Origin of the sequence: Roseateles sp. DAIF2 (assembly GCF_015624425.1) — a bacterium.
Classification (GTDB): Bacteria; Pseudomonadota; Gammaproteobacteria; order Burkholderiales; family Burkholderiaceae_C; genus Kinneretia.
The window spans coordinates 1,216,713-1,239,367 of sequence record NZ_CP049919.1 but is presented as its reverse complement, the minus strand read 5'-3'; the positions used below and the strand labels follow the sequence as shown (position 1 = coordinate 1,239,367).

Below are 22,655 nucleotides of genomic sequence, written 5' to 3'. Positions count from 1 at the left end.
GGTTTCTGGGAGATTCTTGGCGCTTGTTGCTTGCTTGCGTTTACGCGTTCGCCTCTCCTCCGCCGGTGCGGTGCGAGAACCAAAAGTACGCAAAATAAAACTTGCCAACGAAACGCATGGGGCCGAATGTAGCACGGGGCCTGTGACCTCCGTCAATGCCCCGTCAATCCTCGTCTGTTGTGCCGGAACCTCAGGCCGTGCCACCAACGGTCAGGCCGTCGATGCGCAGGGTCGGCTGGCCGACGCCCACCGGCACGCTCTGGCCCTCCTTGCCGCAGACGCCGACGCCCGTGTCCAGGCGCATGTCGTTGCCGATCATCGAGACGCGGGTGAGCGCGTCGGGGCCGTTGCCGATGATGGTTGCGCCCTTGACCGGGTACTGGACCCGGCCGTCCTCGACCCAGTAGGCTTCGCTGGCGGAGAAGACAAACTTGCCGGATGTGATATCCACCTGGCCGCCGCCGAAGTTGGTCGCGTAGAGGCCCTTCTTGATACTGGCGATGATTTCCTGCGGATCCTTGTCGCCGCCCAGCATGTAGGTGTTGGTCATGCGCGGCATCGGCACATGGGCATAGCTCTCGCGCCGGCCGTTGCCGGTCGGCTTGACCTTCATCAGGCGCGCGTTCATCGCGTCCTGGATATAGCCCTTCAGGATGCCGTCCTCGATCAGCACATTGCGCTGCGAGGCGCAGCCCTCGTCGTCGATGTTCAGCGAGCCGCGTCGGTCCGGGATGGTGCCGTCGTCCAGCACCGTCACGCCCTTGGCGGCGACGCGCTGGCCGATGCGGCCGGAGAAGGTGCTGGAGCCCTTGCGGTTGAAGTCGCCCTCCAGGCCATGGCCCACCGCCTCATGCAAGAGCACGCCGGGCCAGCCCGGGCCCAGCACCACGGTCATCTCGCCGGCCGGGGCCGGGCGCGATTCCAGATTGGTCAGCGCGGCCGACACCGCCTGCTCCACATAGCTGGCGATCATCTCGTCGCTGAAATAGGCCAGGCCGAAGCGACCGCCGCCGCCGCCGCTGCCGACCTCGCGCCGGCCGTTCTGCTCGGCGATCACGGTGATCGACAGGCGCACCAGCGGCCGCACGTCGGCGGCCAAGGTGCCGTCGGCGCGCGCGATCAGCACCACCTCATGCTCGGCCGCCAGGCCGGCCATCACCTGCGCGACGCGCGGGTCCTTGGCGCGGGCCATCTTCTCGGCGCGCTCCAGGAGCGCCACCTTGGCCGTGCTGTCCAGGCTGGCGATCGGGTCGGCGTCGCCGTAGAGCGCGCGGCTGCCCGGCACGGTCGGCGTACTCGGCACCTGCACGCGCTTGCTCTGGCCGGCTGCGGCGATCGCGCGCACGGTGCGGGCGGCGTCCAGCAGCGCGGCCTCGGAGATGTCGTCCGAGTACGCGAAGGCGGTCTTCTCGCCGGCGACGGCGCGCACGCCCACGCCCTGGTCGATCGAGAAGCTGCCGCTCTTAACGATGCCCTCCTCCAGGCTCCAGCCCTCGGCGCGGGTGGTCTGGAAGTACAGGTCGGCGTCATCGACCCGGTGTTCGGTGATCAGCCGCAGGGCCTTGGCCAGGGACGCCTCGGTCAGGCCATAGGGTTCCAGCAACTGGGCTTGGGCCGTCGCGAGACGGGCCAGGGTGGGTTCGCGCGAGATCATGGCGGGATTATGGCGCGCCATCCTTCAATGCGAGCGCCCGTTGGTAAAGCCCGTTGCGCGGCGCGCCGCTGAGCTCGGCCGCCAGGCTCACCGCCTGCTTCAGCGGCAGCTCGCGCAAGAGCACGGCGAGCATCCGCTCGGCCTCCGGCGGCAGCTCGGACTCGGCCGCCGCGGCCGGCGCCTGGGCATGCAGCACCAGCACGAACTCGCCGCGCTCGCGCTGCGCGTCCGCCGCCAGCCAGGCCGGCAGCTCGGCGGCCGGCGCGGTGTGCACGGTCTCGAACTGCTTGGTCAGCTCGCGGCAGACGGTGACGCGCTGCTCGCCGCAGACCTCGGCCAGCAGCTCGAGCAGCGCCTTGATGCGATGCGGCGCCTCGAACAGGATCTGGCTGCGCGGGCTGCCGGCCAGGGCCTGCAGGGCCGTGCGGCGCTCGGCCGCCTTGGTCGGCAGGAAGCCGGCGAACTCGAAGCCCGCGGCGGCCACATCGCCGGCCACGCTGAGCGCGGTCACCGCGCTGCTGGCGCCGGGAATCGGCAGCACGCGCAGGCCGGCCGCGGCCACCGCCGCCACCAGCACCGCACCGGGGTCGGAGATGGCCGGCGTGCCGGCGTCGCTCACATAGGCGATGCGCTCGCCTGCCTGCAGCCGCGCGATCAGCGCCATGCTGGCCTCATGCTCGTTGTGCTGGTGCAGCGAGATCAGCGGCTTGTGCAGGCCCAGGTGGCGCAAGAGCCCGCCCGAGACCCGCGTGTCCTCGCAGGCCACCGCGTCGACCAGGGACAGCAGATGGGCGGCGCGAAAGCTGATGTCCGCCAGATTGCCGATCGGCGTGGCCACCATATAAAGCGTGGAAGCGGGATACTGCTGGCCACCGGCCGCGGCCGCGGCCGCCTGCAACAGCAGGGAGGCATCGATGTTCAAGTGGGGCTCCACCAAGAGTCGCGGGGATGCAGGCGAGGACCGCGCGCTGCAGCACCTGCAGCAGCAGGGCCTGACCTTGCTGGAGCGCAATTATCGGGTCGCCGCCGGGCCCGGCGCCCGCGCCGGCGAGGTGGACCTGATCATGCGCGACCCGCGCGACGGCACCTTGGTCTTCGTCGAGGTGCGCACGCGGCTCGATGGCTCGCACGGCGGCGCCGCGGCCAGCGTGACGCCCGCCAAGCAGCGCCGGCTCATCTATGCGGCGCGCCATTACCTGCTGCACCATGCGACGCCGCCGCCCTGCCGCTTCGACGTGGTGGCGCTGGAGGGCGGCGGTATCGAGTGGTTGCAGGCCGCCTTCGAGGCCGGGGGATACGGGTAAGCCCTGGCTTATGATGCCGCCCAATGCTTGAGCAACGCATCCAACAACAATTCTTCGAAAGCGCCGACCTGCAATACCAGGTCGCCGAGGGCCTGTCCCGCCCGCTCGCGGTGGCGGCGCAGATGCTGGTCGACGGCATCACCGCCGGCGGCCGCGTGCTGTGCGTCGGCCTGGGCCGCTCCGAGCTGGACGCCCGCTACATGGCCGCGCTGCTGACCGGCGGCTTCGAACAGGACCGCCCCGGCCTGGCCGCCTGGGCGCTGGACGGGCTGACCGATCCGGCGCGCCAGATCCAGACCCTGGGCCATCCCGGCGACCTGCTGCTGCTGTTCGAATCCGGCCCGGCCGACCTCGCCACGCATGGCGCGCTGCTGGAGGCGGCGCATGCGCAGGAGATGAGCGTGATCGCGCTGACCGGCAGCCAGGACGAGGCCCTGCGCGGCCTGCTGCTGGATACCGATGTGCAGATCCGCGTGCCGCACAGCCGCTTTGCCCGCGTGGCCGAGGCGCATCGCCTGCTGGCTCATTGCCTGTGCGACGCGGTCGACATGCAGCTGCTGGGCACCGGCGAATGAACCCGACGATGGAGAACGAACCCGCGATGAGGACCTCACCGATGAAGCCCCTGGCGCGCCGCGCCGCCCTGCTCGGCGCCCTGAGCGCCGCCCTGCTGACGAGCGCCTGCGCGCCGCTGCTGGTCGGCGGCGCGATGGTCGGCACCGCGCTGATGACCACCGACCGCCGCACCTCGGGCACGCAGATCGAGGACCAGGGCATCGAGCTGAAGGCCTCGACCCGCCTGCGCGAGCAGATCGGCGACCGCGCCCATATCTCGGTCAACAGCTACAACCGCATGGTGCTGCTGACCGGCGAGGCGCCCAGCGAGGGCGACCGCGCCGCGGCCGAACGCGTGGTGGCCCAGATCGACAACGTCAGCCGCGTGCTCAACGAGATCGTCGTCTCCGGCAACAGCTCGCTGACCAGCCGCTCCAACGATGTGCTGATCGCGAGCAAGGTCAAGGCCAGCCTGGTCGATGCGCGCGACCTGATCTCCAATGCCTTCTATGTGGTGGTGGAGCGCGGCACGGTCTTCATCATGGGCCGCGTCACCGAACGCGAGGCTACCCGCGCCAGCGAGATCGCCCGCGGCGTCGGCGGCGTGCAGAAGGTGGTGCGCGCGATGGAGATCATCAGCGAGGAAGAACTCGCCCGCATCACCCCCCAAGCACCGGCCGGCAAGTGATGCGCGCCGGCCCGCCCCCTCGCAGGGGCGGGCCGGCCTGCTCTTACTTCAGCCGCTTGATCAGGCTCGACGTGTCCCAGCGCCCGCCGCCCAGGGTCTGCACGTCGCCGTAGAACTGGTCCACCAGGGCCGTCACCGGCAGCTTGGCGCCGTTGCGACGCGCCTCGTCCAAGACCAGGCCCAGGTCCTTGCGCATCCAGTCGACCGCGAAGCCGAAGTTGAACTGGTCGTCCACCATGGTCTTGCCGCGGTTGTCCATCTGCCAGCTCTGGGCCGCGCCCTTGCCGATCACGTCCAGCACCTGCTTCATGTCCAGGCCCGCCTTCTGGCCGAAGGCCACCGCCTCGGACAGGCCCTGCACCAGGCCGGCGATGCAGATCTGATTGACCATCTTGGCCAGCTGACCGGCGCCGCTCTCGCCCACCCGGGTCACCGCCTTCGAGAAGGCCAGCGCCACCGGCTTGATCGCCTCGAAGGGTGCCGCGTCGCCGCCGCACATCACGGTCAGCGCGCCGTTCACCGCACCGGCCTGGCCGCCCGAGACCGGCGCGTCGATGAACTGCAGGCCGCGCTTGAGCGCCTCGGCATACAGCTCGCGCGCCACCTCGGCCGAGGCCGTCGTGTGGTCGACGAAGACCGCGCCGGCCCGCATGCCGGCGAAGGCGCCGTCGTCTCCCAGCACCACGCTGCGCAGGTCGTCGTCATTGCCGACGCAGGCGAACACGATGTCCGCACCGGCCACCGCGGCCGCCGGCGTCGCGGCGAAAGCGCCGCCATATTCCCTGGCCCAGGCCTCGGCCTTGGAGGCGGTACGGTTGTAGACCGTCACGCGGTGGCCGGCGCGGGCCAGATGGCCGGCCATCGGATGGCCCATGACGCCAAGACCGAGGAACGCCACCTGACGCGGCGCGATGGAGTCGTAGGTGCGGGAGGTGGGTGCATTCATGCACCCGACTTTAGACGATCGTCAGATGCTCGGTGCCCGAGGACAAATCGCCCTGGCGCGCGCGCTCGCTGTTGAGCTTGATCTGCAGGCGCAGGTCGTTGACCGAGTCGGCATTGCGCAGCGCGTCCTCGTAGTTGACCTTGCCGTTCTCGTAGAGGTCGAACAAGGCCTGGTCGAAGGTCTGCATGCCCTGCTCGCGCGATCGCTTCATCACTTCCTTGATCTCGCCGACCTCGCCCTTGAAGATCATGTCCGAGATCAGCGGCGTGTTCAGCAGGATCTCCACCGCGGCGATGCGGCCCTTGCCCTCCTGGCGCGGCAGCAGGCGCTGGCTGACCAGGGAGCGCAGGTTCAGCGACAGGTCCATCAGCAGCTGGGCGCGGCGCTCCTCGGGGAAGAAGTTGATGATGCGGTCCAGCGCCTGGTTGGCGCTGTTGGCATGCAGGGTCGCCATGCAGAGGTGGCCGGTCTCGGCGAAGGCCACCGCATGCTCCATGGTCTCGCGGTCGCGGATCTCGCCCATCAGGATCACGTCCGGCGCCTGGCGCAGCGTGTTCTTCAGCGCCGCCTCCCAGTTGTCGGTGTCGATGCCGACCTCGCGCTGGGTCACGATGCAGTTCTTGTGCGGATGCACGAACTCGATCGGATCCTCGATCGTGATGATGTGGCCGTGGGTGGTCTCGTTGCGATGGTCGATCATCGCCGCCAGGGTCGTGCTCTTGCCCGAGCCGGTGGCGCCGACCACGATCACCAGCCCGCGCTTGGCCTGCACCACATCGTTCAGGATCGGCGGCAGATCCAGCTGGGCGATGCTGGGCAGGGTGGCGGGAATCGTGCGCAGCACCAGGCCGACCTGGCCCTGCTGCAGGAAGGCATTGGCGCGGAAGCGCCCGACACCGGCCGGCGAGATCGCGAAATTGCACTCCTTGCTGCGCTCGAACTCGGCGGCCTGCTTGTCGTTCATGATCGAACGCGCCAGCTGCAGGGTGTGGCTGCCGGTCAGCGGCTGCGGCGAGACCTTGGTGACCTTGCCGTCGACCTTGATCGCCGGCGGGAAGTCCGCGGTCAGGAACAGGTCCGAGCCGCGGCGCGAGATCATCAGGCGCAGCAGATCATTGATGAATTTCGAGGCCTGATCGCGTTCCATACACGTTCCCAATCTGCGTCTTTTACGGGCCGAGCGCCGGGCCGCCACAAGCCGGCCCGCGCTGCAATCCGATAAGGGCCCATGCCCGCATCGGATTGCACCCCCTCGGGGGTGGCCCGGCGTACCCGCCGGGCCGGGGGCTCACCATCAGCCCGGAAAGTTCTCCGGAAACTTCGCCTTGGCGCGGGCCTCGGCCGGCGAGATGATGTTGCGGCGGACCAGGTCGGTCAGGTTCTGGTCCAGGGTCTGCATGCCCTGGCTGTTGCCGGTCTGGATCGCCGAGTACATCTGCGCCACCTTGTTCTCGCGGATGAGGTTGCGGATCGCCGAGGTGCCCAGCATGATCTCGTGCGCCGCGACGCGGCCGGTGCCGTCCTTGAGCTTGCACAGGCTCTGCGAGATCACCGCGACCAGCGATTCCGACACCATCGCGCGCACCATCTCCTTCTCTGCCGCGGGGAACACGTCGACGATGCGGTCCACCGTCTTGGCGGCGCTGGAGGTGTGCAGGGTGCCGAACACCAGGTGGCCGGTCTCGGCCGCGGTCAGCGCCAGGCGGATCGTCTCCAGGTCGCGCATTTCGCCGACCAGCACCGCGTCCGGATCCTCGCGCAGCGCCGAGCGCAGCGCGTTGGCGAAGCTCAGGGTGTGCGGGCCGACCTCGCGCTGGTTGATCAGGCTCTTCTTCGATTCATGCACGAACTCGATCGGGTCCTCGATCGTGAGGATATGGCCGTACTCGTTTTCGTTCAGGTGGTTGACCATGCCGGCCAGGGTGGTCGACTTGCCCGAGCCGGTCGGGCCGGTCACCAGCACCAGGCCGCGCGGCTTCAGGGCCAGCTCGGCGAAGACCTTGGGCGCGTTGAGCTGCTCCAGGGTCAGGATCTTGGACGGAATCGTGCGGAACACCGCGCCGGCGCCGCGGTTCTGGTTGAAGGCATTGACGCGAAAGCGCGCCAGGCCCTGGATCTCGAACGAGAAGTCGCACTCCAGGGTCTCTTCGTAGGCCTTGCGCTGCGAGTCGTTCATGATGTCGTACACCATGTCGTGCACATGGCGGTGCTCGAGCGGTTCGACATTGATGCGCCGCACGTCGCCATGCACCCGGATCATCGGCGGCAGCCCGGCGGAGAGGTGCAGGTCGGAGGCCTTGTTCTTGACCGAGAATGCCAGCAGTTGGGTGATATCCATGGGACGGAAGGTATAGCGTGGGCCATTATGGCGACGATCTCTGACAACTTACAACAGCTGCACCAGCGCCTCACAACTGCTTGCACGGCCGCCGATCGACCCGTGCAAAGCGTCACGCTGCTGACGGTCAGCAAGACATTTCCGGGCGACGCGGTGCGCGCGGCCTTCGCCGCCGGCGAGCGGCGCTTCGGCGAGAACTATGTGCAGGAGGGGTTGGACAAGATCGCGCAGCTGGCCGATCTGCGCAGCCAGCTCGAATGGCACCTGATCGGCCCGCTGCAGAGCAACAAGACCCGCGCGGTGGCCGAGGCCTTCGACTGGGTGCACAGCGTGGACCGGCTGAAGATCGCCGAGCGCCTGTCGGCCCAGCGCCCGCAGGGGCTGCCGCCGCTCTCGGTCTGCCTGCAGGTCAATATCAGCGGCGAGGCCAGCAAGAGCGGCTGCGCGGTCGCCGAACTGCCGGCCCTGGCCCGCGCGGTGGCGGCGCTGCCGCGGCTGCGGCTGCGCGGCCTGATGGCCATCCCCGAGCCGACCGGCGACTTCGAGGCCCAGCGCGCGCCGCACCGCGCGCTGGCGCGCCTGCTGGCCGAGCTGAACACCACGCAAGACCTGGCCCTGGACACCCTGTCGATGGGCATGAGCGCGGACCTGGAGGCGGCGATCGCCGAGGGCGCAACCATGGTGCGGGTCGGCACCGCGATCTTCGGCCAGCGGTGAAGCAGGACGCCGCCGCACCGCGCTACCGCCAGCTGGCCGACGAGATCGCCGGCCTGATCGGCAGCGGCGCGCTGCGGCCCGGCGACCGCCTGCCCTCGGTGCGCCAGACCCGCGCCAGCCGCGGCTGCAGCGCCGCCACCGTGTTCCAGGCCTATTACCTGCTGGAGTCGCGCGGCCTGATCCGCGCGGCCGAGCGCTCCGGCTATTTCGTCGCGCCCAAACCGGCGCCGTTGCCCACCCGCGCCGAGCCCAGCGGCGAGCCGCAGGCGGTGGCGGTCAGCGAGCTGGTGTTCCAGCTGCTGGGCACCGGCGGCCATGAGATCCATGCGCCCTTCGGCTCCGCCTTTCCGAGCCCGGCGCTGTTCCCGCTGGAGAAGCTGCGCCGCGCTTTAAGCAGCGGCAGCCGCCACATGAGCCCGGCCCAGCTGACCAGCCAGCTGCCTGGCGGCGACGATGAGCTGCGCCACCAGATCGCGCGGCGCTATCTGCGCCTCGGGCTGGCCATCGATCCCGAGGAGATCGTGCTGTGCAACGGCGCGCTGGAGGGGCTGAACCTGGCGCTGCAGCTGCTGACCCGCCCCGGCGACGCGGTGCTGATCGAGTCGCCCGGCTTCTATGCCGCGCTGCAGGCGCTGGAGCGCCTGGGCCTGCGCGCGATCGAGCTGCCGACCGACCCGGCCGAGGGCGCCGACCTGGAGGCCCTGGCCACCCTGATCGAGCGCCATCGCCCGAAGGCCTGCTGGCTGATGACCAGCTTCCAGAACCCGCTCGGCGGCCTGATGCCGTCGGACAAGAAGCGCGCGCTGGTGGCGCTGCTGGAGCGGCACGACATCGCCCTGATCGAGGACGATGTCTATGCCGAGCTGCAGCACGAGGGCCCGGCGCCGCTGCCGGCAAAGGCCTTCGAGACGCGCGGCGCGGTGCTGCATTGCGGCTCCTTCTCGAAGAGCCTGGCGCCCGGCTACCGGGTCGGCTGGGTCGCGGCGGGCCGCTATGCGCCGGCCCTGCTGCGCGCCAAGCTGAGCCTGAGCCTGTCGGGCTCCTGGCCCGCCCAGGCCGCGCTGGCCCAGTATCTGCAAGGCGGCGAATACGACCGTCATCTGCGCGCGCTGCGCCGCGCGCTGGCCACGCAGCAGCGCGCAATGCTGGCCGCGATCGAACGCCATTTCCCGCCCGACACCCGGGTGACCCGGCCCAGCGGCGGCTACTTCCTCTGGGTCGAGCTGCCCGAGGGCCACGACAGCCTGGCCCTGCATGCGGCCGCGCTGGCCGAGGGCATCAGCCTGGCGCCGGGGCCGATGTTCTCGGCCCGCGGCGACTTCCGGCGCTGCCTGCGCCTGAACTGCGGCCAGCCCTGGACCCCGCCGCTGGAGCGGGCGCTGGCGCGGCTGGGCGAACTGATCCGGTCGCAGCGCCCCTGATCTGCTCCTTTTGCCACGGCCCGCACCAGGGCAACATGGGCCCCATGTTGCCCTCGCCCCGCCAGATCCCCCTGCTCCTGCTGCTGAGCCTGCTCGGCGGCGCCCCCGCGGCCGCGCCGCGTGTCGAGGACAGCCTGGCGCAGCGCGCCCAGGCCTGCCTGCCCTGCCATGGCAAGGAGGGACGTGCCGCGGCCGACGGCTATTACCCGCGCCTGGCCGGCAAGCCGCAGGGCTATCTGTACAAGCAGCTGCTGAACTTCCGCGACGGCCGGCGCGACTACGGCCTGATGAGCGAGCTGATCGCGCCGCTTTCCGACGCCTATCTGCTTGAGCTGGCCGGCTATTTCGCCGGCCTGGATCTGCCCTATGCGCCGCCGCAGCGCCCCACGGTGGAGCCCACCGCCCTGGCGCGCGGCGAGGCGCTGGCGCTGCAGGGCGACAAGGCGCGCGGCATCCCGGCCTGCGTGGCCTGCCATGGCGAGAAGCTGACCGGCGTCGCGCCCTTCATCCCCGGCCTGCTGGGCCTGCCGCGCGATTATCTGAACGGCCAGCTCGGCGCCTGGCGCAGCGGCCAGCGCCACGCGGTGGCGCCGGACTGCATGGCCGGCATCGCCAAGCGCCTGAACCCCGAGGAGATCAACGCGGTCTCCCAATGGCTGGCCGCGCGACCGCTACCGCCCGATCCCAAGCCGGCAGCGACACATGCCGCGCCGCTGCCGCTGCAATGCGGAGGCCTGCGATGAGCCGCGCCCGCCGCTGGGTCGCGGCCGCCCTGTTGCTGCTCGGCGCGGCCGGCGCCGCGGCGATCTACGGCCTGAACCGCCTGGACGAGCAACCGGCGGGCGCCGATGCCTTCCGCGCCACGCCGGCCCTGGTCGAGCGCGGCGCCTACCTGGCGCGCGCCGGCAACTGCATGGGCTGCCACACCACCCGCGGCGGCCAAGCCTACGCCGGCGGCCGCGCGGTGCCGACGCCCTTCGGCGCGGTGTTCGCGCCCAACCTGACCCCGCATGCCGAGACCGGCCTGGGCGCCTGGGATGCCGACGACTTCTGGCGCGCGCTGCACAACGGACGCGGGCGCGACGGCCGGCTGCTCAGCCCGGCCTTCCCCTACACCAATTACGCGCTGGTGACCCGCGCCGACAGCGACGCGCTGTTCGCCTATCTGCAGAGCCTGGCGCCGGTGGCGCAGCCGCGGCGCGAGTCGGAGCTGCGCTTCCCCTACAACACCCAGGCCGCGCTGGCCGTCTGGCGCGCGCTGTACTTCCGGCCCGAGGTGTTCAGACCCGACCCCGGCCGCGGCGAGGTCTGGAACCGCGGCGCCTATCTGGTGCAGGGCCTGGGCCATTGCAGCGCCTGCCATGCGCCGCGCAACGGCCTGGGCGCCAACGGCGGGCCGGCCGACTTCAGCGGCGGCTTGCTCGAGGGCCTGGGCTGGTATGCGCCCTCGCTGCATGACACCGCCGAGGCCAGCGTCGCGCGCTGGAGCCCCGAGGCGCTGCGCCAATGGCTGCGCAGCGGCCGCAACGAGCATGCGACCGCGCTCGGCCCGATGGCCGAGGTGGTGCTGGGCAGCACCCAGCACCTGAGCGATGCCGACCTGGACGCGATGAGCAGCTATCTGCGCGGCCTGCCGCTGCAGGCCCACGCGCGCGCCAAACCGCCGCGCCCCGAGCCGGGCCTGCGCGAGCTGGGCGCCAAGCTCTACGAGCAGCATTGCGCCAGCTGCCATGGCGCGCAGGGCGAGGGCGTGCCGGGCATCTATCCGGCGCTGGCCGGCAACCGTGCGGTGACGATGGACAGCGGCGCCAATGTGCTGCGCATCATGCTGCGCGGCGGCTTCGCGCCGGCCACCGCCGGCAACCCGCGCCCCTTCGGCATGCCGCCCTTCGCCGGCGTGCTGAGCGACCACGAGATCGCCGCGGTGGCCAGCCATCTGCGCAACAGCTGGGGCAACAAGGCCGGCGACATCCGTCCGCTCGACGTGCTGCAGCACAAGTAACCCGAGGCAAGACCTGACCCCAGGCCCGCCGGCCGCCCTCGAGGGCGACGGCGGGCCTTTTGCATGGACCCGGATAAACCCTTGGTTTCGGCTTGTAACTGCGATCTTTATCACGTGGCTTACGCGGGCCTGAATCACACCCCCTCAAGCGGAGTGCATTCCCACCGATAGTGCGGGCACGCCCCGTACCGCTGGGCGCAAGAAAAACATCTTTGATTTGATCGAACCGAGGGATCTTCAGATGAAGCTTCTGTCACAGCTGCGCATCAGCCAACGCCTGTTCGTCAGCTACGCCCTGCTCCTGCTGCTGCTGATTGCGATCGGCGCTTTCGGCGCCCAGAACGCCAGCCGCCTGGCCCATGACCTGGACAGCACCGCCAACACCAGCCTGGTGAAGATTGCCGCAGCGAACGCGCTGGAGGGCAATGTCAACGTGATCGCCCGCGCCGCGCGCGACCTGATCCTGCTCGACGAGGCACGCCAGATCAAGCGCCAGAACGCCGCGATCGACGAGGCCATCGCCGACACCGAGAAGCAGCTCTCCAGCCTGGGCGCCGGCAACGACGCCAAGGAGAAGGAGCTGATCGCCCAGGTGCGCGAGACCGAGACCAAGTTCATGGCCGCGGTCGCCAAGTTCCGCAAGGTGGCCGAGGCCGGCAACCCGGACGAATCGCGCGAGAGCCTGATCACCGACGTGCGCCCGGCTCAGCAGGCCTACCAGAACGGCCTGAAGGGCCTGGTGGATCTGCAGTTCGAGAACGCCCGCACCCTGGCCGTCTCCGGCGGCGAGCTGGCCCGCAACTCGATGCTGGTGACCGCGGTGATGGTGATCGCGGCCGTCGCGATCGGCGGCGGCGGCGGCTTCACGATCGCCCGCTCGATCGTGCTGCCGGCGCGCAAGGCCCAGTCCGCCGCGCAGGCGATCGCCGCCGGCGACCTGACCCAGCGCATCGAGGTCGAGGGCAGCGACGAGCTGTCGCAGATGCTCGCCGCGATGCGCGACATGCAGCTGGCGCTGTCCGGCGTGGTGCAGAGCGTCAGCTCGGCCGCCGGCGAGGTGGCGCACAACTCCGGCCTGATCGCCGGCAACAACCAGGACCTGTCGGACCGCACCGCGCGCTCCGCCGCGAGCCTGCAGAACACCGCCGCCTCCGTCGAGCAGATCGCCTCGAATCTGAACGGCGCCAGCCAGCTGACCCGCAAGGCCGCCGGCATCGCCAGCAAGGCGCGCCAGTCGGCCTCGGCCGGCGGCGCGGTGGTGACCGAGGTCGTGACGACGATGGAAGCGATCAGCCAGAGCTCGAAGAAGATCGGCGACATCATCGGCGTGATCGACGGCATCGCTTTCCAGACCAACATCCTGGCGCTGAACGCCGCGGTCGAGGCCGCACGCGCCGGCGAGCATGGCAAGGGCTTCGCGGTGGTCGCCTCCGAGGTGCGCGCGCTGGCCTCGCGCAGCGCCCAGGCCGCCAAGGAGATCAAGGTGCTGATCCAGGAGTCGTCCGTCAAGGTCGAGGCCGGCACCGAGCTGGTCAACAACGCCGGCGCGACCATCCGCTCGGTGGTCGACGAGGTCAACAACATGGGCCAGTTGATCGAGGAGATCTCGCATTCGGCCCAGGAACAGGCCGCCGGCGTCGGCGTGGTCAACAGCGCGATGAGCGAGCTGGACCAGACCACGCAGCAGAACACCACCCTGGTCGACGAGCTGAGCCGCTCGACCGACGAACTCAAGCAGAGCTCCTCGCGCCTGCTGGACGCGGTCGGCTTCTTCCGCGCCGCGCCGAGCGCGGCCTGAGCTAGCAACCGCCCTTCCTTCTTCTTCCCCATTCATCGCACTCACGAGGTTCCGCATGAAGCAGCATCCCCTTTCCACCCTGGGCAAGATCCTGGCCGCCACCGCGCTGGCCGCCACCTTCGCCGCCCAGGCCTCGACGCCCAAGGTCATCAAGAAGGTCCCGCCCGAGTTCCCGCGCGAGGCCGCCCAGCAATCGATCAGCAGCGGCGTGGTCAAGGCCAAGATGTCGATCGACGGCGAGGGCAAGGTCACCGAGGTCAGCATCGTCGAAGCCGAGCCGCGCCGCGTGTTCGACCGCGCCGTCACCCGCGCGCTGATGGACTGGCGCTTCGAGGCCAGCGGCGAGAAGCAGACCCACGAGGTCAAGCTGGTGTTCCGCAACGAGGACTGAACATGGACCGAGCCGAGCCCCCGCAGGCTCGGCGACGCCATGTGAAGGCCAAGCCGCCCGCAAGCGGCGTGACTGAGCTCCGAGCCCCAAGCCCGCCCTCCGGCGGGCTTCGTTTTTCTGCAACAAAATTTGTTGGCGGCGCCCCCGTCGCGCCGCTATGCTCGCTATGCGCACAAAAGGGAAGCAAAAAGTTCCCGTGCGCCGCCGGACAGGCTTTCGCCGCGATGCGGCTTGGCAACAGGGGGTGTCCTCATGCGAAACAATGGGCCCGTGACCCAGCGCGAATTCCCGTTCCCACGCGGCGAGACGCTGGTTTCCACCACCGACCTCCAGGGGCGCATCCTCTACTGCAACAGCGCCTTCATCTCGGTCAGCGGCTATGAGCGCGCCGAACTGCTGGGCCAGCCCCACAACATGATCCGGCATCCGGACATGCCGCCCGAAGCCTTCCGCGACATGTGGGAGACCATCCAGAGCGGCCAGCCCTGGTCGGCGATGGTGAAGAACCGCCGCAAGGACGGCGACTTCTACTGGGTGCAGGCCAATGTGACGCCGCTGCTGGACGAACGCGGCCAGCCCAACGGCTTCATGTCGGTGCGCACCGAGCCCGAGCGCCACGAGGTGCAGGCCGCCGAGGCCCTGTACGCCCGCATGCGCCAGCAGGGCGACGGCGGCTCGATGCGGCTGCGCCAGGGCCAGCTGGTCGACATCTCGCTGGGCGGGCGCGTGCGCGACGCGCTGCGCCTGAGCCTGGGCGCGCGCATGAGCCTGACCGTGCTGCTCGCGGGGCTCTCCGGCCTGTGGCTGGGCCATGGCCTGGCGGACAGCGGCGGCTGGGCGATCGGCGGGGGCGCGCTGGGCATCGCGCTGCTGGCCCTGCTGGGCGGTTGGTATCTGCGCGGCACCGCGATCGCGCCGATCGAATCGCTGGTGCGCTTCGCCAACCGCATCGCGGCCGGCGACCTGACCCAGCACATCAAGAGCACGCGACGCGACGAGATCGGCCGCGCCACCGCGGCGCTGGCGCAGCTGAACGTCAACCTGATGTCGATCGTGCGCGATGCCCGCATCGGCGTGATGCAGGTGCGCCAGGGCTCGCAGGCGATCTCGGCCGGGAATCAGGACCTGTCGGGCCGCACCGAGACCCAGGCCAGCAATCTGCAGCAGACCGCCTCCTCGATGGAGCAGATCACCAGCACCGTGCATGCCAGCACCGACATGGCCGCCACCGCCGCCGGCCAGGCCGACGCGGCGCGCCAGGTCAGCCAGCGCAGCGCCTCCGCGGTGGCCGCGGTGGCCACGACCATGCAGAACATCAGCGAGGCCTCGGCGCGCATCGCCGACATCATCCAGGTGGTCGACAGCATCGCCTTCCAGACCAATATCCTGGCGCTGAACGCCGCGGTGGAAGCCGCGCGCGCCGGCGAGCAGGGCCGCGGCTTCGCGGTCGTCGCGGCCGAGGTGCGCACCCTGGCGCAGCGCACCTCCGAAGCCGCCAAGGAGGTGCGGGGGCTGATCCAGGCCTCCAGCGAGCGCGTCGCCGAGGGCGGCAACCAGGTGCAGAACGCCAGCCGCGCGATGGGCGAGGTGCAGCACGCGGTGGAGGAGGTGCATGGCCTGATCACCCGCATCAGCCAGGGCATGAACGAGCAGATGCAGGGCATGGACCAGATCAATGCCTCGGTGGCCCAGCTCGACAGCCTGACGCAGCAGAACGCCGCCCTGGTCGAACAGGTCTCGGCCGCCGCGCTGGGGCTGAACGAGAAGGCCCAGGAGGTGGCCAACTCGGTCAGCGTGTTCCGCCTGCAGGGCCAGGCCGGCGAGGCCCCGCCCGATGCGGTGGCGCTGCGCCGCGCCGCCAAGCTGGCGCGGGCCTGAGCAGGGCTCAGGGCACGGGCGTCGCCAGCGGCTTGCCCTTCTCGACCACATAGACGCCGACCAGCTTGATCGGCGCCGCGGTGTCGTTGTGGGCGTCGTGCACGACGCCGGCCGGGATCACGAAGCTCTCGCCGGCCTTGACGGTGCGCGGCGCCTGGCCGTCGATCAGCAGGGTCGCCTCGCCCTCCAGCACATAACTGATCTCGTCGCCCGGATGGGTGTGGCGGCCGGCCTTGGCGCCAGGCGCCACCTCGACCCGCGCGACCACCGCCTCGCGCCCCGGCGCCGAGACTTCGGCGCGGCCCACCAGCTGGCGCGTCAGGCCGGGCGCCTGCGCGAGCAGCAGCCCGGTGGCGCCGGCCAGCGCCAGCCCGGCCAGGAGGCGCCGCGACCAGAGAGGGAATGAGTTCGACTCTTGCATGTGAGGGCTCCTTGTTGGATGTGTGAAGCAGGGGCGCATGCCCCGGCCCATGCTGGCCCAGGCCCGCCGCGCGGGCATCCAGACAAGCCCTGCTCCGCCATGGGGCATGGTCTGCAACAAATTGCACGGCGCCCCGGGGCCGCGCCGGCCGCAGTGCGAAATACTGCGCGATTTGCTGGCATGCTCCCGCCCGTGCTGAAAACGATCCCCACCCACCAGCTGCGCCTGGGCATGTTTCTCCACCAGCTGACTGGCTCGTGGATGAACCATCCCTTCTGGCGCTCGCGCTTCCTGCTGCGCGACGCGCGCGACATCGAGCGCATCCGGGAGGCCGGCATCCAGGAAGTGGTGATCGACACCGCGCTCGGCCTGGACGTCGCGCCGGAAGCGCCCGCCGAGGCCGCGCCCCCGCCCATCGCGCCATCGCCGGCCGCCGACACCCCGGCAGCCGCCCCACCGCTGCCGGAGCCCCATCCCGCGATCGCCAGCGCCGGGCCCGAATACACCGCGGCGCTGGATGTGAGCCGCCGCTCGCTGGGCGCCGTGGTAGAGCTGTTCACCCAGGCCCGCCTCGGCCAGGCGCTCGACGCGCAGACCTGCGTGCCGGTGGTCGAGGACGTGATGAGCTCGGTCAGCGACAAGCCGAATGCGCTGATCAGCATCTCCCGGCTCAAGACCGTGGACGACTACACCTATATGCATGCGGTGGCCACCTGCGCGCTGATGGTCGGCCTGGCGCGGCAGATGGGCCTGCCCGACGACAAGGTGCGCGAGGCCGGCCTGGCCGGGCTGCTGCTGGACGTCGGCAAGGCCGCGATCACCGCGATCGAGCCCGAGCTGCTGAGCAAGCCCGGCCGGCTCAGCGACGAGGAAATGGCCCTGCTGCGCACCCATGCGAAGCGCGGCCACGAGATGCTGGTCAAGGAGGGCGGCTTCAGCGCCGCGGTGCTGGACGCGGTGCTGCACCACCATGAGCGCATCGACGGCAGCGGCTATCCCGACGCGCTGGCCGGTGCCCGCATCGCGCCGCTGGCGCGCATGGCGGCGATCTGCGATGTCTACGACGCGGTCACCTCGCGCCGCCCCTACCGCGCCCCCTGGGATCCGGGCGAGGCGATGCGCCACATGGCCCAGGCCAAGGGTCAGTTCGACCCGATGATCTTCCAGCATTTCGTCAAGGCGCTGGGCATCTACCCGGTCGGCTCGCTGGTACGGCTGCAGTCGAACCGGCTGGCGGTGATCGTCGCCCAGGGCAAGGACTCGTTGCTAAAGCCCAGGATCAAGGTGTTCTACACCGCCGAGGAGCAGCACCGCCTGAGCCCGGCCTTCGAGCTGGACCTGGCCGACCCGGACGCGGCCGACAAGATCGTCGGCGTCGAGCCGCCGGCCTCCTGGCGCTTCCAGGACCTGGACCAGCTCTGGCTGGAGTGACAGTCCACGCTTCCAAAAGCAAAGGGCCCGCACTGCGGGCCCTTCTCATTGGGTGCCGATGCCGGCCGGCTTACTGCTCGGCGAAGGCGCGTTCGATCACGAAATGGCCCGGGGTCTGGGTCGAGCCCTCGTCGAAGCCGCGCGACTCCAGCAGATGCTTCAGGTCCTTCAGCATCGCCGGGCTGCCGCAGATCATCACGCGGTCGTTGGCCACGTCCAGCTTGGGCAGGCCCAGGTCGGCCTCGATCTTGCCCTCTTCCAGCAGGTTCGTGATGCGGCCCTGGTTGCGGAAGGGCTCGCGGGTCACGGTCGGGTAGTACAGCAGCTGCTGGCTGGCGAACTCGCCCAGAAACTCATGCTCGTGCAGTTCCTTGGTGATCAGGTCCTGGTAGGCCAGCTCGTTCACATGGCGGCAGCCGTGCACCAGGATCACCTTCTCGAAGCGCTCGTAGGTGTTCGGATCGCGGATCAGGCTCAGGAAGGGGGCCAGGCCGGTGCCGGTGGCCAGCATCCACAGGTTCTTGCCGGGATGCAGGTAGTCGGTCAGCAGGGTGCCGGTGGGCTTGCGGCCGATCAGCAGCTTGTCGCCCGGCTGCAGATGCTGCAGGCGCGAGGTCAGCGGGCCGTCCTGCACCTTGATGCTGAAGAACTCCAGATGCTCTTCATGGTTGGCGCTGGCCACGCTGTAGGCGCGCAGCAGCGGGCGGCCCTCGACCTTCAAGCCCAGCATCGTGAAATGGCCGTTCTGGAAGCGGAAGGCGGCGTCGCGGGTGGTGGTGAAGCTGAAAAGCCGGTCGGTCCAGTGACGGACGCTCAGCACCTGTTCTTCGTTGAAAGCACTCATGAGCGGGGCCCTAGTAATAACCCCCAATTCTAACGAGCGCTTGTGCGGCGCACCAAATAGCCGCTTCTTATAACCTTAAACCTTGATGTCCAGCAAAGTTCCGCTGGCTTGCAGCTGAGTCTGTAACACCCGCAGGTTGGCCACGAAGCTGTAAGTGGCGCTGCGCTGCTCGACCAGCTCGCGCTCGGCCGACACCTCGGCGGACATCTGGGCCTGCTGGACCCGCTGGGTCTGGGCCACGACGCCGCCCTCGGGCTGGCTGGCCAGTTCGACCCGCTCCGACCGGAAATTGGCGGTGTTCAGATTCGCCACATTGTGGGCCGAGGCGCGCAGCCGCTCCTGGGCGGCGGACATGCCGGACAAGGCGGTGGAGAGGCTGATGGCCATGGCGGGAACACTCCAGACTGCGGGTGCAATGCCGTCATCATCGGCGCAAAACCCGGGAACTTGAGGCCGATCCGCGGAAAAGAAGGGCTGGAGGCCGCCACATTCTCACGCCGGGCCGGAGACAATCGCCCCTTCTCCCCTTTCGGCAGCAAGACAGAAGATGGCCATTCAATGGTTCCCGGGTCATATGAACTCGACCCGTTACGCGATCAAGGAACGCATGAAGGCGGGTCTGGACGTGGTGATCGAGCTGCTGGACGCCCGCCTGCCCGGCTCCAGCCGCAACCCGCTGCTGGCACAGCTGACCGAGGGCAAGCCGAGCCTGAAGCTGCTGAACAAGCAGGACCTGGCCGATCCGGCGTGCACCGCGGACTGGCTGGCGCACTACAACGCCCTGCCCGAGACCCGCGCGATCGGCCTGGACGCCAGCGTCACCGCGCCCGCCAAGGCCCTGATGAGCGCCTGCCGCGAACTGGCGCCGAACCGCGGCGGCATGGCCAAGCCGCTGCGGGTGCTGATCTGCGGCATCCCCAACGTCGGCAAGTCCACCCTGATCAACACCCTGATGGGCAAGCGCGCCGCCAAGACCGGCGACGAGCCCGGCATCACCAAGATCGAGCAGAAGCTGGTGCTGGAGAACGATTTCTACCTGTTCGACACGCCGGGCATGCTGTGGCCCAAGATCACCGTGCCCCAGGTCGGCTTCAACCTGGCCGCCAGCGGCGCTATCGGGCGCAATGCCTTCGTCGAGGAGGAGGTCGCGGTCGAGCTGCTGGCCTATCTGCGCCTGCATTACGCCCCGCTGCTGCTGGAGCGCTACAAGCTGGAGGTCGACCCGACCCTGTCCGACGAGGAGCTGCTGGAGCAGCTCGGCAGGAAACGCGGCGCGGTGCTGAGCGGCGGCCGGGTCAATCTGCAGAAGGCGGCCGAGATCCTGATGTACGAGTTCCGCCAGAGCACCCTGGGCCGCATCACGATCGAGACGCCCGAGGAATTCGCCGCCTGGACCGCCAGCGGCGAGGCGGCCGAGATCCAGCGCCTAGAAGAGCAGAAGGCCCGCAAGGCCGCGCGCAAGGCCCGGCGCTAGGTCAATCCCAGCAGCGCCCGTGCCTCGGCCGGACTGGCGATGCCGCGCCCGGCCTTGCGCGCACATTGCGCCAGCGCCTCGATCAGCTCGCCATTGCTCCGCGCCCGGCGGCCGTCGGGCAGGTAGAAGGTGTCCTCCAGACCCGTGCGCAGCATGCCGCCCAGCTCGGCGGTCTTCTGATGCACCGGCCAGATCTCGGCACGGCCGATCAGGGTCGTCTGCCAGACCGCGCCCGGCGCCAGCCAGCGCGGCAGCAGGGCCAGCAGCTCGGCATCGACCGGCATGCCCGAGGCCACGCCCATCACCAGATTGCAGGCCGGCACGCCAGTGAACATGCCGGCCTTCAGGTACATGCCGACCGAACGCAGGATGCCGACATCGAAGCATTCGAACTCGGGCCGCGTGCCGCTCTCGCGCATCACGTCCAGAAAGGCCTGCACCTTCGCCACCGGGTTGTCGAACAGCAGCGGCGGCCAGGCCCAGTTCCAGTCCTCCTTCAGCTTCAGGTAGTTCAGGCTGCCGGCATTGCAGGCCGCGATCTCGGGCCGCACGCGCCGGATGCAGGTGGCCGGCCCGGCAATGTCGGGCCCGATCACGCCGCTCGTCAGGTTGATGATCACGCCCGGGCAGGCGGCGCGGATCGCGTCGACCACCGCCTCGGCCAGCTCCGGCTCCCAGCTCGGCAGATGGCCCTGGCCCGGCTCCTGGCGGCGCAGATGCACATGCATCACCGCAGCGCCGGCCTCGAAGGCCGCGCGCGCCTCGGCGGCCATCTGCGCGGGCGTCACCGGCACCGGATGCTGGCGCGGGTCGGTCAGCACGCCGGTAAGCGCGCAGGTGAGGATCGCCTTCTCGTCCATGCCCTCAGTCCTCCAGCTCCAGCAGCAACGCGCCGGCCGCGACCGCGTCGCGCGGGCCCACGAACAGGGCGCGGACGCGCCCGGCACGCCCCGCCGTGATCCATGTCTCCATCTTCATCGCCTCGAGGCTCAGCAAGGCCTGGCCCTCGGCCACCGCCTCGCCGGGCGCCACCAGCAGGCGTGACACCAGGCCGGCGACCGGCGCGCGGGCGCGGCCCGGGTCAGTCCCCTCATCCGCCGCGGCCGTCCTGCCGAGCGCCGGCTCCGCGAAGGAGTAGATGCCCGCCTCGCCGGCCAGCTGCAGTGTGGCCGGCCCGAGGCGGCAGACGGCGCGGCGGATCAGATGCCCCTCGATCAGCAGCCGCTCGCGCCCCTGTTCGTCCGGCCCCAGCACCTCCACCGATCGCGCCTCGCCCGGCGCCTCCAGCCGCACTTGACGGCCGACCACCGCCACCCGCCAGCGCCGCGTCTCCCCCCGGCAGGCCAGGGTCAGGTCTTGCTGCACCAGCCCGGCCGGCCGCGGCGGCCCGTCCACGGGCTCGCCCAGGGCCAGCAGGGCGGCGGCGGCCAGCCAGTCCGGCGCATCGGGCCGCGGCGCCGGCCAGTTGCCGGCATCCAGCACACCGGTCGACCAGGCGCCGGCACGGAAGTCGGGATGGCGCAGCAGCCCGCGCAGGAAGGGGCCGTTGTTGACCACGCCCAGCAGCGGCGCATCCAGCAAGGCCGCATCCAGGCGCCGCAGCGCCTCCGCCCGGTCGCGGCCATGGGCAATCAGCTTGGCCAGCAGCGGATCGTAGAAGGGCGTGATCGCGTCGCCCTCGGCCACGCCGCCGTCGATGCGCAGCAGGCCCGGCCGCTCGGCAAACTGCGGCCGCCAGCGGGCGATGCGCCCGGTCTGCGGCGCGAAGCCCGCATGGGGATCCTCGGCGCACAGCCGCGCCTCGATCGCATGGCCCTCGAAGCGGATCTGCTCCTGGCGCAGCGGCAGCGGTTCACCGGCCGCGACGCGTAGTTGCCACTCGACCAGGTCCAGCCCGGTGCGCAGCTCGGTGACCGGATGCTCGACCTGCAGCCGCGTGTTCATCTCCAGGAAGAAATGCGCGCCGCTGTCGATGTCGACGATGAACTCCACCGTGCCGGCACCGCGGTAGTCGTCCACCGCGCGGGCCGCACGCAGCGCGTCGCGCAGCAGGGCCTCGCGTTGTGCCGCATCGAGCGCCGGCGACGGGGATTCCTCGATCAGCTTCTGGCGCCGGCGCTGCGTCGTGCAGTCGCGCTCGCCCAGGTGCACCAGGCCGCCATGGGCATCGCCGAACACCTGCACCTCGACATGCCGGCCGCGCGCGACCAGGCGCTCCAGCATCAGCCGACCATCGCCGAAGGCGCTCTCGGCCTCGCGCCGCGCATCGTCCAGCGCCGCCGCCAGCTCCTCGGCGCCGCGCACGATGCGCATGCCGCGCCCGCCGCCCCCGGCCAGCGCCTTGACCAGCAGCGGGAAGCCCAGGCGCGCGGCCAGTTCGGGCGTGGCCTCGACGCCCGGCAGGCAGGGCACGCCGGCGGCCGCCATCAGGGCCTTGGCGCGCGCCTTGTCGCCCATCGCCGCGATGCAGTCGGCCGAGGGGCCGATGAAGACCAGGCCCGCGGCCTCGCAGGCGCGCGCGAAGTCCGCGCGCTCGGACAGGAATCCATAGCCCGGATGCACCGCCCCGGCCCCGCTGCACCGCGCCGCCGCGATCAGCGCATCGATGTCCAGATAGCTCTGCGCGGCCGGCGCCGGGCCGATGCGGCAGGCCTCATCGGCCTCGCGCACATGCAGCGCCCGGGCATCGGCATCGCTGTAGACCGCCACCGTGCGGTAGCCCAGCGCCCGCGCCGTGCGGATCACACGGCAGGCGATCTCGCCGCGGTTGGCAATGAGGATTTTGTCGAACAT

General features: G+C 70.3%; 22 protein-coding genes. 12 read left to right on the top strand and 10 right to left on the bottom strand.

Translation table 11 applies throughout. The annotated features are described in order from the left end of the window. Positions 1-190: 190 nt before the first annotated feature. Together tldD and rsmI are read right to left on the bottom strand one after the other, a co-directional pair. Positions 191-1,654 (bottom strand): metalloprotease TldD, encoded by a 1,464-nt coding sequence (gene tldD, locus G8A07_RS05805; RefSeq protein WP_195796136.1) that lies wholly within the window; start codon positions 1,652-1,654, stop codon positions 191-193. 7 nt (positions 1,655-1,661) lie between these two features. After that, entirely contained in the window at positions 1,662-2,576 is a 915-nt protein-coding gene (rsmI, locus tag G8A07_RS05800; protein ID WP_249937237.1) for a 16S rRNA (cytidine(1402)-2'-O)-methyltransferase, read from the bottom strand. Here rsmI and G8A07_RS05795 point away from each other — a divergent pair. Genes G8A07_RS05795 through G8A07_RS05785 form a run of 3 tightly spaced genes read left to right on the top strand, consistent with a single transcriptional unit; the run spans position 2,569 to position 4,201 of the window. After that, positions 2,569-2,958 carry a YraN family protein gene (locus G8A07_RS05795; protein WP_195796135.1) on the top strand — a complete coding sequence of 130 codons (390 nt, stop codon included), beginning with the start codon at positions 2,569-2,571 and terminating at the stop codon, positions 2,956-2,958. The two genes, rsmI and G8A07_RS05795, sit on opposite strands and share 8 nt — an antisense overlap. Positions 2,959-2,981: 23 nt before the next feature. Beyond that, complete coding sequence (locus G8A07_RS05790; RefSeq protein ID WP_195796134.1) at positions 2,982-3,533, top strand: SIS domain-containing protein; 552 nt, start codon at positions 2,982-2,984, stop codon at positions 3,531-3,533. 41 nt (positions 3,534-3,574) lie between these two features. Next, positions 3,575-4,201: a BON domain-containing protein gene (locus G8A07_RS05785; protein ID WP_195796133.1), complete on the top strand. Its 627-nt coding sequence runs from the start codon at positions 3,575-3,577 to the stop codon at positions 4,199-4,201. 43 nt (positions 4,202-4,244) lie between these two features. On the opposite strand, the gene G8A07_RS05780 is transcribed toward G8A07_RS05785, so the two are convergent. From G8A07_RS05780 to G8A07_RS05770, 3 genes are all read right to left on the bottom strand, one after another. After that, positions 4,245-5,147, bottom strand: a complete 903-nt coding sequence (locus tag G8A07_RS05780; protein WP_195796132.1) for an NAD(P)-dependent oxidoreductase — start codon at positions 5,145-5,147, stop codon at positions 4,245-4,247. Positions 5,148-5,157: 10 nt separating this feature from the next. Further along, positions 5,158-6,294 (bottom strand): PilT/PilU family type 4a pilus ATPase, encoded by a 1,137-nt coding sequence (locus G8A07_RS05775; protein WP_195796131.1) that lies wholly within the window; start codon positions 6,292-6,294, stop codon positions 5,158-5,160. A 147-nt stretch (positions 6,295-6,441) separates the two neighbouring features. Beyond that, a complete protein-coding gene (locus G8A07_RS05770; RefSeq protein WP_195796130.1) occupies positions 6,442-7,485 on the bottom strand; it encodes a type IV pilus twitching motility protein PilT in 1,044 nt (347 codons plus the stop codon). 27 nt (positions 7,486-7,512) lie between these two features. On the opposite strand from G8A07_RS05770, the gene G8A07_RS05765 reads away from it, so the two are divergent. The 7 genes from G8A07_RS05765 to G8A07_RS05735 all read left to right on the top strand — a co-directional run bounded on the left by G8A07_RS05765 (position 7,513) and on the right by G8A07_RS05735 (position 15,692). Next, a complete protein-coding gene (locus G8A07_RS05765; RefSeq protein ID WP_195796129.1) occupies positions 7,513-8,202 on the top strand; it encodes a YggS family pyridoxal phosphate-dependent enzyme in 690 nt (229 codons plus the stop codon). Beyond that, positions 8,199-9,623, top strand: coding sequence for a PLP-dependent aminotransferase family protein (locus G8A07_RS05760; protein WP_195796128.1), 1,425 nt, complete (start codon positions 8,199-8,201; stop codon positions 9,621-9,623). Before G8A07_RS05765 ends, G8A07_RS05760 begins: the two co-directional genes overlap by 4 nt. Before the next feature lie 44 nt (positions 9,624-9,667). After that, positions 9,668-10,366: a c-type cytochrome gene (locus tag G8A07_RS05755; RefSeq protein ID WP_195796127.1), complete on the top strand. Its 699-nt coding sequence runs from the start codon at positions 9,668-9,670 to the stop codon at positions 10,364-10,366. Beyond that, the gene (locus tag G8A07_RS05750; protein WP_195796126.1) at positions 10,363-11,625 is read left to right on the top strand and encodes a cytochrome c; all 1,263 of its coding nucleotides are present in this window, start codon (positions 10,363-10,365) and stop codon (positions 11,623-11,625) included. Before G8A07_RS05755 ends, G8A07_RS05750 begins: the two co-directional genes overlap by 4 nt. 241 nt (positions 11,626-11,866) lie before the next feature. After that, a complete protein-coding gene (locus G8A07_RS05745) occupies positions 11,867-13,423 on the top strand; it encodes a methyl-accepting chemotaxis protein (protein WP_195796125.1) in 1,557 nt (518 codons plus the stop codon). A gap of 55 nt (positions 13,424-13,478) precedes the next feature. Next, positions 13,479-13,814: an energy transducer TonB gene (locus G8A07_RS05740; protein WP_195796124.1), complete on the top strand. Its 336-nt coding sequence runs from the start codon at positions 13,479-13,481 to the stop codon at positions 13,812-13,814. A 270-nt stretch (positions 13,815-14,084) separates the two neighbouring features. Then, positions 14,085-15,692, top strand: coding sequence for a methyl-accepting chemotaxis protein (locus tag G8A07_RS05735; protein WP_371816431.1), 1,608 nt, complete (start codon positions 14,085-14,087; stop codon positions 15,690-15,692). Positions 15,693-15,699: 7 nt separating this feature from the next. On the opposite strand, the gene G8A07_RS05730 is transcribed toward G8A07_RS05735, so the two are convergent. Next, the gene (locus tag G8A07_RS05730) at positions 15,700-16,113 is read right to left on the bottom strand and encodes a cupin domain-containing protein (RefSeq protein ID WP_195796122.1); all 414 of its coding nucleotides are present in this window, start codon (positions 16,111-16,113) and stop codon (positions 15,700-15,702) included. 192 nt (positions 16,114-16,305) lie between these two features. On the opposite strand from G8A07_RS05730, the gene G8A07_RS05725 reads away from it, so the two are divergent. Continuing rightward, complete coding sequence (locus G8A07_RS05725) at positions 16,306-17,544, top strand: HD-GYP domain-containing protein (protein WP_195796121.1); 1,239 nt, start codon at positions 16,306-16,308, stop codon at positions 17,542-17,544. Between the two features lie 70 nt (positions 17,545-17,614). Here G8A07_RS05725 and G8A07_RS05720 read toward each other — a convergent pair whose 3' ends face one another. Both G8A07_RS05720 and G8A07_RS05715 read right to left on the bottom strand, forming a co-directional pair. After that, positions 17,615-18,388 carry a ferredoxin--NADP reductase gene (locus G8A07_RS05720; RefSeq protein ID WP_195796120.1) on the bottom strand — a complete coding sequence of 258 codons (774 nt, stop codon included), beginning with the start codon at positions 18,386-18,388 and terminating at the stop codon, positions 17,615-17,617. A 75-nt stretch (positions 18,389-18,463) separates the two neighbouring features. Then, a complete protein-coding gene (locus tag G8A07_RS05715) occupies positions 18,464-18,775 on the bottom strand; it encodes a flagellar basal body protein (RefSeq protein ID WP_195796119.1) in 312 nt (103 codons plus the stop codon). A 160-nt stretch (positions 18,776-18,935) separates the two neighbouring features. On the opposite strand from G8A07_RS05715, the gene ylqF reads away from it, so the two are divergent. Then, a complete protein-coding gene (ylqF, locus tag G8A07_RS05710) occupies positions 18,936-19,862 on the top strand; it encodes a ribosome biogenesis GTPase YlqF (protein WP_195796118.1) in 927 nt (308 codons plus the stop codon). On the opposite strand, the gene G8A07_RS05705 is transcribed toward ylqF, so the two are convergent. Both G8A07_RS05705 and G8A07_RS05700 read right to left on the bottom strand, forming a co-directional pair. Further along, positions 19,859-20,722, bottom strand: a complete 864-nt coding sequence (locus G8A07_RS05705; protein ID WP_195796117.1) for a 3-keto-5-aminohexanoate cleavage protein — start codon at positions 20,720-20,722, stop codon at positions 19,859-19,861. The genes ylqF and G8A07_RS05705 overlap by 4 nt on opposite strands. Before the next feature lie 4 nt (positions 20,723-20,726). Then, entirely contained in the window at positions 20,727-22,655 is a 1,929-nt protein-coding gene (locus G8A07_RS05700; RefSeq protein WP_195796116.1) for a biotin carboxylase N-terminal domain-containing protein, read from the bottom strand.